This window comes from Bacillus salitolerans (assembly GCF_042680805.1).
GTDB lineage: Bacteria > Bacillota > Bacilli > Bacillales > SA4 > Bacillus_CJ > Bacillus_CJ salitolerans.
Map to the genome: position 1 here is coordinate 22,639 of NZ_JBHUEM010000021.1, position 13,481 is coordinate 36,119.

The 13,481-nt window shown below is 33.8% G+C and carries 16 protein-coding genes and 3 pseudogenes; 11 read left to right on the forward strand and 8 right to left on the reverse strand.

The window, feature by feature from the left end:
* Positions 1-431 precede the first annotated feature (431 nt).
* Together ACFSCX_RS13745 and ACFSCX_RS25715 are read left to right on the forward strand one after the other, a co-directional pair.
* Positions 432-704 carry a hypothetical protein gene (locus ACFSCX_RS13745; RefSeq protein WP_377928829.1) on the forward strand — a complete coding sequence of 91 codons (273 nt, stop codon included), beginning with the start codon at positions 432-434 and terminating at the stop codon, positions 702-704.
* A gap of 469 nt (positions 705-1,173) precedes the next feature.
* Positions 1,174-1,491, forward strand: a complete 318-nt coding sequence (locus ACFSCX_RS25715; protein ID WP_465252671.1) for a hypothetical protein — start codon at positions 1,174-1,176, stop codon at positions 1,489-1,491.
* Here the strand turns inward: ACFSCX_RS25715 and ACFSCX_RS13755 are convergent.
* On the reverse strand, positions 1,467-1,994 hold the full coding sequence (locus tag ACFSCX_RS13755; RefSeq protein ID WP_377928830.1) for a hypothetical protein: 528 nt from the start codon (positions 1,992-1,994) through the stop codon (positions 1,467-1,469). The two genes, ACFSCX_RS25715 and ACFSCX_RS13755, sit on opposite strands and share 25 nt — an antisense overlap.
* Before the next feature lie 13 nt (positions 1,995-2,007).
* Positions 2,008-2,460 (reverse strand): LytTR family DNA-binding domain-containing protein, encoded by a 453-nt coding sequence (locus ACFSCX_RS13760; RefSeq protein WP_377928831.1) that lies wholly within the window; start codon positions 2,458-2,460, stop codon positions 2,008-2,010.
* A gap of 336 nt (positions 2,461-2,796) precedes the next feature.
* Here ACFSCX_RS13760 and ACFSCX_RS13765 point away from each other — a divergent pair, with 336 nt between their 5' ends.
* Together ACFSCX_RS13765 and ACFSCX_RS13770 are read left to right on the forward strand one after the other, a co-directional pair.
* On the forward strand, positions 2,797-3,297 hold the full coding sequence (locus tag ACFSCX_RS13765; protein WP_377928832.1) for a GrpB family protein: 501 nt from the start codon (positions 2,797-2,799) through the stop codon (positions 3,295-3,297).
* A gap of 32 nt (positions 3,298-3,329) precedes the next feature.
* Complete coding sequence (locus tag ACFSCX_RS13770) at positions 3,330-3,989, forward strand: hypothetical protein (protein WP_377928833.1); 660 nt, start codon at positions 3,330-3,332, stop codon at positions 3,987-3,989.
* A gap of 302 nt (positions 3,990-4,291) precedes the next feature.
* On the opposite strand, the gene ACFSCX_RS13775 is transcribed toward ACFSCX_RS13770, so the two are convergent.
* From ACFSCX_RS13775 to alkA, 5 genes and pseudogenes are all read right to left on the reverse strand, one after another.
* Positions 4,292-4,756 (reverse strand): hypothetical protein, encoded by a 465-nt coding sequence (locus tag ACFSCX_RS13775; protein WP_377928834.1) that lies wholly within the window; start codon positions 4,754-4,756, stop codon positions 4,292-4,294.
* 114 nt (positions 4,757-4,870) lie between these two features.
* On the reverse strand, positions 4,871-5,263 hold the full coding sequence (locus ACFSCX_RS13780) for an NUDIX hydrolase (RefSeq protein WP_377928907.1): 393 nt from the start codon (positions 5,261-5,263) through the stop codon (positions 4,871-4,873).
* Between the two features lie 185 nt (positions 5,264-5,448).
* Positions 5,449-5,619 carry a hypothetical protein gene (locus ACFSCX_RS13785; RefSeq protein WP_377928835.1) on the reverse strand — a complete coding sequence of 57 codons (171 nt, stop codon included), beginning with the start codon at positions 5,617-5,619 and terminating at the stop codon, positions 5,449-5,451.
* 174 nt (positions 5,620-5,793) lie between these two features.
* Positions 5,794-5,877: pseudogene (locus ACFSCX_RS13790) on the reverse strand (transposase); the annotation flags it as partial.
* Between the two features lie 65 nt (positions 5,878-5,942).
* Positions 5,943-6,854, reverse strand: coding sequence for a DNA-3-methyladenine glycosidase II (gene alkA / locus ACFSCX_RS13795; RefSeq protein ID WP_377928836.1), 912 nt, complete (start codon positions 6,852-6,854; stop codon positions 5,943-5,945).
* Positions 6,855-7,060: 206 nt separating this feature from the next.
* On the opposite strand from alkA, the gene ACFSCX_RS13800 reads away from it, so the two are divergent.
* The 5 genes from ACFSCX_RS13800 (at position 7,061) to ACFSCX_RS13820 (ending at position 11,613) form a co-directional block, all read left to right on the forward strand.
* On the forward strand, positions 7,061-7,774 hold the full coding sequence (locus ACFSCX_RS13800) for a 2OG-Fe(II) oxygenase (RefSeq protein ID WP_377928837.1): 714 nt from the start codon (positions 7,061-7,063) through the stop codon (positions 7,772-7,774).
* Between the two features lie 88 nt (positions 7,775-7,862).
* Positions 7,863-8,501, forward strand: a complete 639-nt coding sequence (locus tag ACFSCX_RS13805) for a bifunctional transcriptional activator/DNA repair enzyme AdaA (RefSeq protein WP_377928838.1) — start codon at positions 7,863-7,865, stop codon at positions 8,499-8,501.
* Complete coding sequence (adaB, locus tag ACFSCX_RS13810; protein WP_377928839.1) at positions 8,485-9,018, forward strand: methylated-DNA--[protein]-cysteine S-methyltransferase; 534 nt, start codon at positions 8,485-8,487, stop codon at positions 9,016-9,018. Before ACFSCX_RS13805 ends, adaB begins: the two co-directional genes overlap by 17 nt.
* Positions 9,019-9,094: 76 nt before the next feature.
* Entirely contained in the window at positions 9,095-10,339 is a 1,245-nt protein-coding gene (locus ACFSCX_RS13815) for an MFS transporter (RefSeq protein ID WP_377928840.1), read from the forward strand.
* An 11-nt stretch (positions 10,340-10,350) separates the two neighbouring features.
* A complete protein-coding gene (locus ACFSCX_RS13820; RefSeq protein WP_377928841.1) occupies positions 10,351-11,613 on the forward strand; it encodes an ATP-grasp domain-containing protein in 1,263 nt (420 codons plus the stop codon).
* Positions 11,614-11,891: 278 nt separating this feature from the next.
* Here the strand turns inward: ACFSCX_RS13820 and ACFSCX_RS13825 are convergent.
* Positions 11,892-11,972, reverse strand: a pseudogene (locus ACFSCX_RS13825) (DNA alkylation repair protein); the annotation flags it as partial.
* Between ACFSCX_RS13825 and ACFSCX_RS13830 the strand changes: the two are divergent.
* Positions 11,967-12,218: pseudogene (locus tag ACFSCX_RS13830) on the forward strand (helix-turn-helix transcriptional regulator); the annotation flags it as partial. The pseudogenes ACFSCX_RS13825 and ACFSCX_RS13830 overlap by 6 nt on opposite strands.
* 292 nt (positions 12,219-12,510) lie before the next feature.
* Positions 12,511-13,335 carry a lipid II flippase Amj family protein gene (locus ACFSCX_RS13835; protein WP_377928842.1) on the forward strand — a complete coding sequence of 275 codons (825 nt, stop codon included), beginning with the start codon at positions 12,511-12,513 and terminating at the stop codon, positions 13,333-13,335.
* Positions 13,336-13,481 lie beyond the last annotated feature (146 nt).

Genomic DNA, 13,481 nt, shown 5'->3' on the forward strand with positions numbered 1-13,481 from the left:
GGGGGCAATAAGCAATAAGAAGGAGCTAGTCCTAGCGGGATTAGCTCCCTTTTTATAGAAGTTAAATCTAAAGACTAAAAGTAAATGATAAAAGGAGGAAGTAATACTGAAGTATAAGACTTTAACAATACCTATAATAATCGGTTTGTCATTAGGGAGTTCATACCTGTTACTCCATAATCCAATCTCCATTTCAGTGGTGAGACCGATGATTCTGATACCAGATGATTTAATTAACTTAAGAATTTCAATAGAAGAAAAAGAAGAAACAATTAGTATTGATATTAAACCCATTATTGTTAGCTTAATCATATTCCTTTTTACAACAATACTTACTTATATGATCATTAGATCCGCTCAATTATTTCGTGAAAGGGATGTCTTTCGTTGAATACGATGTTAGTAAACTAATGGGTGGCACTTCTTCAATAATGACAGACACTAATTCAGCAGGATTAGTGTCTGTCATTATTGAAATATATGTTCTGGATTATAGAAGAAAGATGAGGGAGGAATCTATAACTATTAGACAAAAATTAAGGCAATCGAGTTATTTTAACTGGGCTCCGTTACCGTTTATAGCTCTAGCTATAATCATAAATAATGCATTTTGGATTTATTTTGGAGCTGCTTTTGTGATTATTTCGTCATTGTTCATTTGCAATACATTCACGCAGAAGGACATTGTAAAAGCGGTTTTTTAAATTATAATCATATATATTGCGAGTTATCTCATTTCTTTATTAATACAGAAATTTTTTTAATGACCTAAATGGTTACCAAACAAAAGGGCGTATGGTCCAATAAGGGATTGACGCTTTTAATGTGGAAGTTATTTTAATTACCGCAGGCTAGTGTAACACACTTTTCTATGGTAACTTCTTATTGTAAAGTGATGGTGCCTATGAACAGAAAAATTAGTGTCTTTTTATTAACTATTATTTGTTTGTTAGCATGGCTGTATTTCGCAATATATGAATCTTCAATGGATAAATGGTGGACAGTCCAAGAAATAAAACAAACAACTGAAGATAATATTCAAATAGGTGTTTCAATAGTAAAAGTGTTAGTTGGTACAGTTATATTCACTTTTAGTGGTTTAATTATCTATTTATTGATAAGAAAAAGAAAATAGTTCTTACTGCACTAATGGGGGCAAGTCCTATTAAATATATGGAACGAATGAATTTCTTTAAAGTTTGCAGTAAAAATGTAAAAGAACAATTTGAAGAACAAAAGGATATGATGGCCATATATAATCGCCACCGTAATAGCCTGGAGGATAATTTGCTAGAGATTACAGTAGCAAAAACTCACTCTCAAATCTGTTTACATTTTGGGCAATATAACGGGAATTTTATCAACACCATGTCTCCGCGTGTTCTGTTGCCACAAGCAGGGCATAGCACCATCTTTTCTCTTCCACAACAACACCCCTATGACAATGGTATGTTCGGAACACAAGGTTACTTCTTGTCGGCTAAAAGCTGAATTTTGAAGATATCTGTAATGCCTGCGCGGTCGGTGACTAGTGTGATTGAAATCAAATCACCCTCTGACAAATCAGAAAGTTGGATAATAGTATCCTGACGATATATACTCACTTCTCCCCATACATCATATTGAAACTCACCTCGAAAATTCTCATCATTGAGGGAAATTCCTTCAACCAATATAGATTTATCGCCAACTTCTTTTACTTCTGCATAGAATGTCTGAATATCAGAATGTGACATCACCCATGCATCTTCTTCGTAATCTTTATAGGCATTAACATATCCCGCATAATAGCTAATCAATATGCCAATGAGTAAAACTATTATGGTCATAACAATAGCGACTGTATATGGAGGAACCATTGAAGTACGCTTGCCCTCGGTTGCTCCTAAAGCCTTATTGATATGCCGTTTATATACTTGAAAATAGACAATAACGGTAGCGACTAATATAATTAGAATTGCAAACAGTGCGAGAAAATAAATAGGAAAACCCATGTAATTGCCTCCTCTATATTCCGAAATATTCTTTGAAAATGTAGTAATAGCCTCTTGTTACATCAACACTTTTACCATTAGTCATTGTAAGGATAAACTTCGACGAAAGAGTAGGTGTAATTCGTTTAACCTTATTTCTTGCAATTACAACAGAGTTACTTATACGCAAAAATTTTGTTGGGTCAAGCAAACTGACAATTCGGTATAATCGGTCGGTAGCTTGATATAGTGATTCTTGCGTTTGTACCTCAACTGTATGACCGAACGATTCGATACAAACAATATTTTCTACCGATAAAATGATCCGCGCATTTGTTCCTTTTTCTCTCACAGTCAGATTATCAATGAAGCTGTTGGTTTCACTTAATACCAAGTCGGCAGTATCATCTATTTCAATTCCTCGTTCTTCGAGTGCAGATTTAATTTCATCATAACGCTCATTACTAATGTCAAGTTTGATTTTCAAATTGCAACCTCCTTTCGTTCATCTTGATACATAGCCATGTTTCAAAAGTAGTATAACAATGGGATTTTAGTATCTCAATATAAGAGGAACACTTTACAGATATAGCCACATAGATTACACAACATGGTGTATGAACATTACATTTTTCTTTTCGCCGCCTGTCTGCAGGCTTTTCGCGTCTTTGGGAATGAGCCACATATATTACGCATTGGTAATAGGCTCCATTAGTACTGGAAAGACCTTAATCCTAAAATAAATGAAGAACATTTGTTATTAAACGGATAGTCCAGGTTAGCGAAACAAAACGTATGAATTTTTTTCTGAAGGAGGTGCTATATGACAAGAGTAAATTTTATAAATAGTAGTCAAATCTATGAAAATACCGAAAAGACATTCTTTTCACATAAGATGTTAATTAAGGAGCGTTTACCAGAGGCTGATGTTCAGCACGTTGGAAGTTCAGCAATCCCAAACAGCCTAACAAAGGGCGATATAGATATTCAAGTCCGTGTAGTGTCAGATCAGTTCCCTGAAGCAGTAAAGGTACTTTCACTATTATATAAACTCAACGAAGGTAGTGTAAAAACTGAAACGTTCAGGGCATTCAAAGATGACTCAATAGATCCACCCTTAGGAGTACAATTAACTATTATTGATTCTGAATTTGATTTTTTTTGGAAGTTCCGAGATGTTTTATTATTAAACCATCAATATAGGTTTGAATACGATAAGTTAAAAAAGAAATACGAAGGAAAAGAAATGGATGAATATAGGGAAGCAAAGAATGAGTTTTTCCTAAATATGATGAAGACTCCTGAATTCAACAAATTAAAATAAGACAGTATTAAGAAAAGGGTTGTAAAGAAAGAATGACAAACAAAATTGAAGTGTTTGAAAAAGAATCACAGCTGTTTAACCCATTTGTACATTTTAAATCACGCATTCAAGAGATTGAGAGTAAATCAAGTTTCGGAGCTAAAGTTGCCAAAGAATGGGCGAAAGTCTTATCTGAATCCCTTATTAAGGAAAAATATCCAGTGGTCCATCCTATTGGTCAAGAAACTTTCTCGTTATATAAAGAGTACCCAACAGGAGTATATGAATATGCTTTAGATATAGATGGTGCCACTAGACTAATAAAAGAGAAAAATCTTAAACCGATAACATGTTGTCCTTCAACCATTATTAACTCGGTTGACGAAGGTAATATAAACAAGGATCCAACACGAATAAAATACAATCACAAGAACCCTGTTATGGTGCTCCAAAGTGTTTATTTAACCGAAAACAAACCTTACTGTGTTAATGGAAATCACCGAATATTTGAAGCAAATAAAAATAAAGATAATCAAATAGAAGTGTATGTATTTAAGGATTTGGAGTTTGTCCCTTTTTTTTACGATACATTAAGCAAAGCAAATTACTTTTTAGAAATGGATTATAATTGTATAGTTAATAATCATGTATCTTCAGTAGATAGTAAGCATGATGCGTTCGTATATGAATTCCTTGCTAGTGCTAGCTCTTAAATTAGCTCAAATAAAGCAATAGGATTGGAGATTTAATTTTGTAAATAAACATCGTGATTTAGGAAATTCGTGAGTCACCATACATTAACGAGGATTTTTCTTGAAAAAGATCCTATAAGTAAACATCCCTAAGTCCATTAATTTGCTAAAAATCCCTCTTTTTTGATTTAAAGTAGGGATTTTTGATGTATTAATGTATTTGTCTTTTTATTAATGCACTACACTACATTGAATAACTTCAACAAAAAAAAGTGCGTTAATCCTTCTTGGACAACGCACCTATTCCGTAAGAACCCTTACTCTTAATTGAGTTTGCTTATTTCCAATTTTGTTTTTTCCTTCCATTTGAGAAAACTTTCTTTTGTCACTTCTTCTCCAGTAATAGACTCTGATAAACCATTACTAGGGAGGAGTCTAAAATCATTGGAATGACCACCAATTATCTCTTGATTAGCCTTCAGAACAAATAAATGCCTTAAACCATATTGAGGATGAAAGCCTAAAAACCGTTCACTAGTAATTTCTTGATTTAAGTAATGAACTGGACTTTTATCTTGTAAACTCCAAATATTATCATAAGGCATTTCAAATAAATTATTTTTATCTAAGGAATATGAATGTATATCTCCGTATGACCAGATTAATAAATAGTTATAATCAAAAATATAATCTCTGGCAATCTTACTACTGTTTGAATATATCATAAAAGAATAGGATGTAACTAGAACTGCTAATATCACAAAAACCCATATTTTTCTATTTCTCAAAAATTAAATCCCTCCCCCAAAACGTGTATCCCTTTCTACTTGTTACACACAAAAAGCACTAAGCTAATCGCTCTTTAGGATTTAAACCATATTTTTATTCCACATTTGCTCCCGTTACTTGAATAAGGATTGGATTTTTTCAGCAACTTCCTTTGGTTTAACATCTATGGATGAAAGGTTATCAATATTCACCCACATAGGTATGTATGACCCTTTATTTTCATCCGAAAATTCCTCGCCTTGACCTGTACCAAAAGTTCCACCAACTATATCCCCTAAAAAGAAATATTGCTTACCACCAAAATCAATTTCGGCAATACAGCCTTTTACATCAATATCAATGCCTAACTCTTCATAGGCTTCTCTTTTAGTTGCCTCTTTAGGTGTTTCGCTGTTTTCTATACCTCCACCTGGGAAGACATAATAAGTTACATCATTTTTTATTCTTTTAATTAATGCGACTTTTTTATTTTCAATAAGAACAGCAGAACCTCTATCTCTCATAATAATACTCTCCCTTCTTTAAGAAACAATAAAATATTATTGAACTCAGTAGGTGGTACTAGGTATCCTCCAAGCCTGTTGGATTGTAAGGTAAGGATATTTTATGCTTTTTTTATCTACCTCTAATAAAACATAAAGGTGTGCTTTTAAAAATTGGTACCCAGGTAGTTGAATACAGATATTCACTCTTATTTTTTATTGTTAAATTTAATCAATGTATAGGCTGTAATACCTGTTAAAAGCCCAATAAGTATTGATTCTGTAATTACATTTAACCCCAACTCTTCTTCATATTTAGAAAAAATAAGACCATAAATCCCTGCGAATAATGCTATTATTAACATTTTTCCTACTCCCACAGATAATACCCCTCCTTTTGATCCACTGTCACTACTTAATATCACCCTTTCACTTTATGAGTTAAATTCCTTGATTCAAGAAACATATTAAGCTACTATTCAACATTTGCCCCATTTAGTTCAAGAAAGATGGAGCTTTTAATAGTTGGGCTTCTTTTATTCTCTCATAGGGTTCTTAGGATTTGTAAATCGATCTATCTCACCAATTTCAGAAATAATCGTGGCGGCGATTTTTTCTCCGATACATGGGATGGATTTGGTCACCCTACTCTGTTTTATTGCGTAAAGTTTTATTGATTTTAATTAATAAAGTCATGTTCTGTTCAGTAAAGGACACGCCATAAATAAAAGGTAGCGTATGATTCCCAGTTTTTCCATGGAAACGATATTTCTAAGATTTCATCTTTGGTGGGCTTTCGGTTCATATTACGTAATATTTTTATCGAATTAATAAGACCCACATCATCAATTGGAAAAGCTGTCTGGAACCTGAGGCAGCGCATTAGAACATAATTGGCTGTCCAAGGACCGATTCCTCGTATTTTAATTAAGTTTTTTTCAGCATCTTTAAAGTTCATTTTCATTAATTTTTCCCTCGATAATGCTCCACTTGCCATTAACCTGGCAATACCAATGATATATTCACTTTTTTTTACCGTCATTTTAATATCTGCTAGGTCGGTAGGTGTTAACTGTGCAATTCGTTCGTATGGTGGGAACACCCAATATTTTTTACCATTCCATTCGATGGAATCGCCAAATCCTTCTACAAATTGCTTCTTTAAGGAGTACGCGAAGGCTAAGTTAATTTGTTGCCCTAAAATTCCCCAACATAAAGCTTCAAATAAATCGGGAATGCCGACAACTCGCAACCCATAGAATTTTCGGGCAGGCATTTCAAGTAATGGGTCTGCTTTTGCCATTTCATAAAATGGCGTTAAATCGTTATCAAGATCAAACCATTCATGAATATATTTTACAATCTCTTCCCGTTTCCACCTTTCAATAGGTCTAGAATCATTTAGGAATTGAACAACCATTTGTTTATTATTGATTACGCTTACCTGTACTAAGGACCGAATTTCCCCAATGGCTATAACTTTTGTAATTATATCGTTCTCTATTTCATACATGCATTCATTTTTTTCCCTTGTTAGATAGCCTAGGTTAGCATTTATGTCGAAATTTTCAGGTAGTGAAATTACAATAACATCATTGACTTCATGCCATGTCACTTTTTCATTCTCCTCATCTTATTACGATTTTCTATACTAATTACAAAACAATTATAAAAAAACTCACTCTGATATAAATTTACTTTATCACATAATACTCTTTACTAATTTTGTTATCTTGCCATTACATTCTAAACACCTTATTTTTTTCTATTTATGAGGTTATAGTGTTAGTTATCAAGATTGATAAATAGGAGTGGATAAAAATGGTCCAAGATATAAATACACGTGTCGAAAACTTAAATTGGGATTCAATTCAAAATGAATTAGATGAGCAAGGATTTGCAAAGCTTCCAGAGATTTTAACAAAAAAGGAATGTGAATTCTTCATAGAATTGTATTGTGAGGAAGAGTCATACAGAACGACAATCAATATGACGAGATATCGCTTTGGGAATGGGGAGTACAAATATTTTTCCTATCCATTACCTGAAATCATCCAAAGTTTAAGAGAGTCCTTTTATCTAGAATTGGCCAAAACAGCCAATCGATGGTTGGGTTATTTAAACAAAACAGAACAGTTTCCAGCTCATCTTCAAGATTTTTTGAACACCTGTAAAGAATATGAACAAACTAGACCGACACCTTTACTATTAAAGTATGAAACAGGAGGGTTTAATTGTTTGCATCAAGATTTATATGGCGACATATTTTTCCCGTTTCAAGTAGTATTTGTACTAAATCAACGAGACAAAGATTTTTGCGGTGGTGAATTTCTATTAGTAGAACAAATTCCTCGTGCTCAGAGTAGGGGACATGTAATTACTTTAGAACAAGGCAGTGCGCTGATCTTTCCTACAAACCATAGACCTGTTCAAGGTAAAAAAGGATATTACAAAAATACGGTTCGTCACGGTGTAAGCACGGTTACTTCTGGGGAACGATACGGTCTTGGAATCATTTTTCACGATTCTAAATAATAATTAAACTTCAATATCTTGCTATTCCATTCCTAGAATTGTACATTCTGAATTTATATGGATTATATTGTAAGAAGAGGTGAGATAAATGCCAGATAGTATCAATAACGGAGATAAAGAGAGTCAAGATCATAGAACTTTGAATGATGTAGAAATGATAACAGATGTAAAATGGCAAGCAATTATAAATAATGATACAGCGTACAATAATCAGTTTTTCTACGCTGTAAAGTCGACAGGGATATTCTGTAAACCATCCTGTAAATCTCGCGTTCCGAAAAAAGAAAATGTATGCATTTTTCCAAATGCAGAACAAGCTCTCCGCGCAAATTTTCGCCCTTGTAAACGTTGCAAGCCCACTAATGAAAATCTGCCTGATAGCGAGTGGGTTGATTTAATTACTGAATACATTGATAAAAATTTCACAGAAAAATTAACTCTAGAATCGTTAGCAAATATTTGTCATGGGAGTCCGTATCATATGCATCGAACATTTAAAAAGATTAAAGGCATTACGCCAGTTGAGTATATACAACAAGTTAGAGTACATGCGGCTAAAAAGTATTTGATTCAGACAAATAAAGCGATTGGAGATATTGCCATATGTGTGGGTATGGCTAACGCGCCTTATTTTATTACTTTATTTAAAAAGAAAACTGGACAGACACCGGCACAATTTCGTCAAATGAGTAAAATGGAGGAAAAGTATAATGGAAACAAAGAATAAACCAACCCTTTTTTGGTCTTTACTAAAGTTTAAAGATTGGAATATTTATATTGCTTCAATTTCAAAGGGGCTTGTGTTTGTAGGTTCACAGAACAAACCATTCGAGGAATTGTTCGAATGGGCTAAGAAACGCTTTCCAGGGAGTCCTCTTGTTGAAGATGATGAAAAGCTTGAACCCTATGTCGTTGAACTCACTCAGTATCTAGAAGGAAAGCGGAACACCTTTACTGTTCCATTTGAGTACGTAGGCACGCAATTTCAGCTAGCAGTCTGGAATGCACTCTGTGAAATTCCTTATGGACAGACGAAATCCTATTCCGACATTGCAAATGATATAAATAAATCAACAGCTGTTCGTGCTGTAGGCGCGGCGATTGGGGCTAACCCGGTATTAATTACTGTACCGTGCCATCGTGTAATAGGAAAGAATGGCTCATTAACTGGCTATCGGGGCGGATTAGAAATGAAGACACTGCTCCTGGATCTGGAAAAGCGAGCTTCATCTAGCAATGAGTAATTATTGCCGTACAATGGATTGAGGTTAATAACAGGTTTCGAATTTTTATGTGATACAGACATAATGGGGGTGTATTATGAAAAATAAAAAAGATGATAATTTTTACAAGCTTTGGATAGGACAGTCTATAAGTTTGTTAGGTACCCAGTTTACATTAGTAGCATTGCCTCTTTTTGCATTAGAGGTGCTAGAAACAAGTGAGGCGAATGCTGCCTTGCTTCGTGGGATTATATTCATACCCTACCTAATTTTCGGATTAGTAGCCGGTGCTTTGATAGACATCCTTCATAGAAAAAAAGTTTTGTTGATTTGTAGTATATGTCAAGGTGTTTTATTTTTATCAGTATTCATACTGACTGTAACAAATATAATTTCGTTCCCTTTATTGGTGTTTCTCATGTTTTTAAATGGAATATTCACCACGTTTTACAACATTGCAATTCCTTCTTTCTTACCTGAAATATTAACAGATAAAGATAACTTAAAGAAAGGAAATGCTCAACTAGCACTTTCGGAGTCTCTTTCTATAGTAATTGGTCCTATGCTAGCAGGAATTGTTATTACTCTAGTTGGATTAACAGGCTCTTTCACTGTTGACGCAGTAACGTATTTTGTTTGTTTTGTGTTTGTATTATTTATTTCAAGGTTTAAACCTCATACAGAGGGCTCTTTAAATAACGTAAATATAAAGTCCGTGTACAAAAACATATATGAAGGTTTGATATATTTTAAAAAACACCCTGTATTAGAACCAATTGTAAGCTGTGGCGCTGTTTACGGTTTTTTTAAATATATACTAAGTAGCATTTTAGTAATATTCCTTTATAGGGTGATGGATCTATCTGAACTTGAAATAGGCTTTGTTGTAGGTTCAGCAGCAGTGGGATTTTTAATAGGCAATACGATACTCGTAAAAAAAAGCAAACAATTTAATAATACAAAAATGCTTATTTATAGCGCTACTGTATCAGTTATAGGTCTGTCCTTAATACCCATAATGGGGTATTTTGGAACCGTTTACGGTATAGTGGCTGTAAGTATCATACATGGTATGGGAGAAGGTGTATTTGGCCCTTACGCTGCAACCATACGACAACTTGCCTCACCAAGTCACATGCTAGGCAGAGTAAACTCTGTACAGCGTACGCTTAATTGGGGAGCATGGGCATTAGGAAGTTTTGCTAGTGCATTTTTAGTTTCTGTATTTGGGCTTCAAATTACGTTATTTATAGGGGGCTTCGGAACAGCATTGTGTTTAATAGCGTTGGTAAGGCGAGGTATATTAAAAGGAACCGACATTGAATATACGAGTTCAATTTAGAGGAGATGATTATGATGTATAAGCTATTAAACGGAACTGACGTAGAAAATATACCACACGTTTTATTTATAGGGGGATGGACAAAGCCTATACAAGATGCTTTAGACAGGGGCTTTACTGTTTCGTATATAGGGTCTTACACTAAACACATATATTTCGATGGAACTATCTTAGAAGAGTGTTTCTATAAAAAAGATATAGATACAACAAACATACCCGTGTGTGTATACTATGCTGAAGAATTGTACAAAGAGAAACCGTTTGATGTGGTTGTATCTTTCAACGAGGCAGCCTTAGATACGGCTGGCATAATTGCCAAGATTTTTAATGTTAAAGGATTTTCTTACAACGCTAATATGATAACCCGCAATAAAGACATGATGCGTAAAATTATAGCAGGCAAAGACTTTTCGATAGATTCGATAGTTTGCAACAACATAAAAGACATTGATGAATTTTTGAACAAAAAAGATAGTATTATAATAAAACCCCCGATTGGCGCAGGTGGTAAAGGGGTATCTAAGCTAGACATGGGAGATGACGTAGAGGTATTTATTAAAGATAACGGTATTCAACTACCAATTTTAGTGGAAGAGTACGTTGAAGGTGACGTAGTTTATACGGTCGAAGCCGTTTCTTATAACAAAAAACATTCTATACTAGCTATATCAGCTGAAATATTTAAAGAAGATACGTTTATAATAAACTATACTATTATGCCGGCACCTATAGATGAATCTCAAAAAAAAATAATCATTGAGAAAGTAATGCTATTTTTGGATGACATACAACTGGAAGACGGCATTACTCATACAGAGGTAAAGATAGACAAACAAAATAAGCCAATAATCATAGAGTCTCAAGTCAGGATAGGTGGGGGTAATATTTGGAGAATGGTGGAACTAACAACCGGCATATCTCAATTTGGATACTATTACGATACGTTAGCTACTCAGACTATAGATGAATTTAGATGTGTACCTTCAAAATGTCAAGCTATGTCTTTAAGCTTAATTCCAAAACCAGGTTCTTTAAAAGAAATCAAGTATAAAGGGTTAGCTAACATATCCGAGATCGTATTAATTGATCTATTAGTAAAAGAGGGCGACACCATACCAACTATTGTTGACAGTACAGGGCGCAAAGGATATATATTATTTACGGCTAATGATATAAAACATATGTATGAAGTTGCAGATAAAATATGTGACAATATAACGTTTATTTATCAGGATTTGTCAGAATGGAAACCTTCTTTTAAAAAAAGTATATAAAAAAGGAATGTGGCACATGACTGGTCTATGTCAAGAAAAAGGATATCTTATACTACGTGTGTCTATTAACAGAAAAATGGAAGACCAGTCACGTGAATAATTTCATAGCTTTTCAAAAAAGAAACCAATTCAGAAAACAAATCGATGGGTAAGTTGCTTCAAGGAATATTCTTTAAAAAAGAAAAGATAAGAGGGATAATGAAAATGTATAAAACGCATGACAGAATCATGCAAACTTATTTTTTATGTTGAACAATTTCATTAACCTCTTTACCTCCCTATCCCCGTTTCATACTGCGGATAAGACTTTTTGTTTCTTTATCCACACGATTAGATTCCGTAATTTTTTGCAAGGCTTTAAGGCGATTGCCCAGTTCAAAAAATACCATCCTTTAAAAGTTTCAATTTCCTATACGGATCCTTATCAAACCACAGCCATTCTAAAGACTTTTATCAATGTTAATAATCCCGAAGAATTATCCGATTTAACAAATTGGCTGCTTTTCCTAGGTGGGGATATCAGGATCAGGAAAGTGCCAGAAGAAGTCTTAGAAGGTATGCAAGAGAGATTATTTCAATGCTGCCCCATAAGCAGTGCCAGATAAACCTCATATAGATGCATTCAGTGAAACGTATCACAGTGAAGCATATAACCACTTATGTAATTTCTTGTTATTTAGCGATTGACACAATTCTTGAATAAAAAGGCGTCAATTAAATATGTCTTTACACATTAAGATATTATATTTTGTTAAAGTAAAAAAGATTGTATATATTTTCACTTAAGATAACGGGTCCTATCCTCAAGCTCTTTATATAATTCAGTTAGTACATTAACCTATTATTAAACAACATGATACAATGGGGAAAAATAGTATCTTAAAGGTAGTGTTTGTTTTGGAAATCTTGACTACTAAAGTCATGTTTATATCTTTATTCATAATAATGATTCATAGTATAGAAACACTTGCTTATGCTGTTAGATTGTCCGGGGCAAGAGTGAAACTGATTGCCTCAGGATTATCATTGTTTAGTATGATGGTTATCATCTCAAGAATGGCAAATATGATGCAGCAACCATTTACAGGAAGTATAGTTGATACAGCTCCTAAAGAGAATGTTCTACAATTCGTAGAAAATCAATATAGGATCCTAATTGGAGCATCTACAGTAGGAACAATATTAGGCATTTTATTGCTACCAACCTTTGTTGCAATATTTTCAAGAGCAATTATTCACTTATCCAATGAACGAGGTTCAGTGTTGTCATTGGCTAAAAAGGGTCTCTCCCTTGAATATCTAAAAAGAGGTATTAAGCATTTAAGTTTCCCTAAATTCACATACTTAAAAGATATTAAATTTAGTGAAATTCCTAAGCAACTATTCTTATTTAATATGATTGTCACATCTGTCTATACAATTGGGGTTTTATCAGCACTTTATGCCTCGTTGTTGGCACCTGAAAGATATGGATCAACGATAATGGCTTCAGGGTTAATTAATGGCATAGCAACAATTTTATTATCGCTTTTTATCGATCCTAAAATATCAGTGCTTGCAGATGATGTTGTCAATGGAAGAGGCAATTACTCAACACTTAAAGGAATATCTATTATGATGATTACATCAAGGTTACTAGGAACCCTAATTGCTCAACTATTATTTATTCCTGGTGCAATGTATATTGCATGGGTTACAAAATTTTTAGTGATGTTCAACTAAAGTGGCAATAACTAAAGATGGTAGGTGAAGAAATGCCTGATAAAAAGGTAGAGGATTAAATCGTAAAGTGAAAAATATGGTAAAGAGAATTGTTCAGGCAACAACGTCCGAATTTCCTTCGGGATATTGGCATCTACATTTACCCG

What these genes read in the sequence shown, in the direction of transcription:
- ACFSCX_RS13755 (WP_377928830.1), bottom strand. Translation starts at nt 1,994, where the DNA reads ATGGGTTTTCCTATTTATTTTCTCGCACTGTTTGCAATTCTAATTATA.
- ACFSCX_RS13820 (WP_377928841.1), top strand. Translation starts at nt 10,351, where the DNA reads ATGATGTATAAGCTATTAAACGGAACTGACGTAGAAAATATACCACAC.
- ACFSCX_RS13765 (WP_377928832.1), top strand. Translation starts at nt 2,797, where the DNA reads ATGACAAGAGTAAATTTTATAAATAGTAGTCAAATCTATGAAAATACC.
- ACFSCX_RS25715 (WP_465252671.1), top strand. Translation starts at nt 1,174, where the DNA reads ATGGAACGAATGAATTTCTTTAAAGTTTGCAGTAAAAATGTAAAAGAA.
- ACFSCX_RS13815 (WP_377928840.1), top strand. Translation starts at nt 9,095, where the DNA reads ATGAAAAATAAAAAAGATGATAATTTTTACAAGCTTTGGATAGGACAG.
- ACFSCX_RS13770 (WP_377928833.1), top strand. Translation starts at nt 3,330, where the DNA reads ATGACAAACAAAATTGAAGTGTTTGAAAAAGAATCACAGCTGTTTAAC.
- adaB (WP_377928839.1), top strand. Translation starts at nt 8,485, where the DNA reads ATGGAAACAAAGAATAAACCAACCCTTTTTTGGTCTTTACTAAAGTTT.
- ACFSCX_RS13745 (WP_377928829.1), top strand. Translation starts at nt 432, where the DNA reads ATGACAGACACTAATTCAGCAGGATTAGTGTCTGTCATTATTGAAATA.
- ACFSCX_RS13805 (WP_377928838.1), top strand. Translation starts at nt 7,863, where the DNA reads ATGCCAGATAGTATCAATAACGGAGATAAAGAGAGTCAAGATCATAGA.
- ACFSCX_RS13800 (WP_377928837.1), top strand. Translation starts at nt 7,061, where the DNA reads ATGGTCCAAGATATAAATACACGTGTCGAAAACTTAAATTGGGATTCA.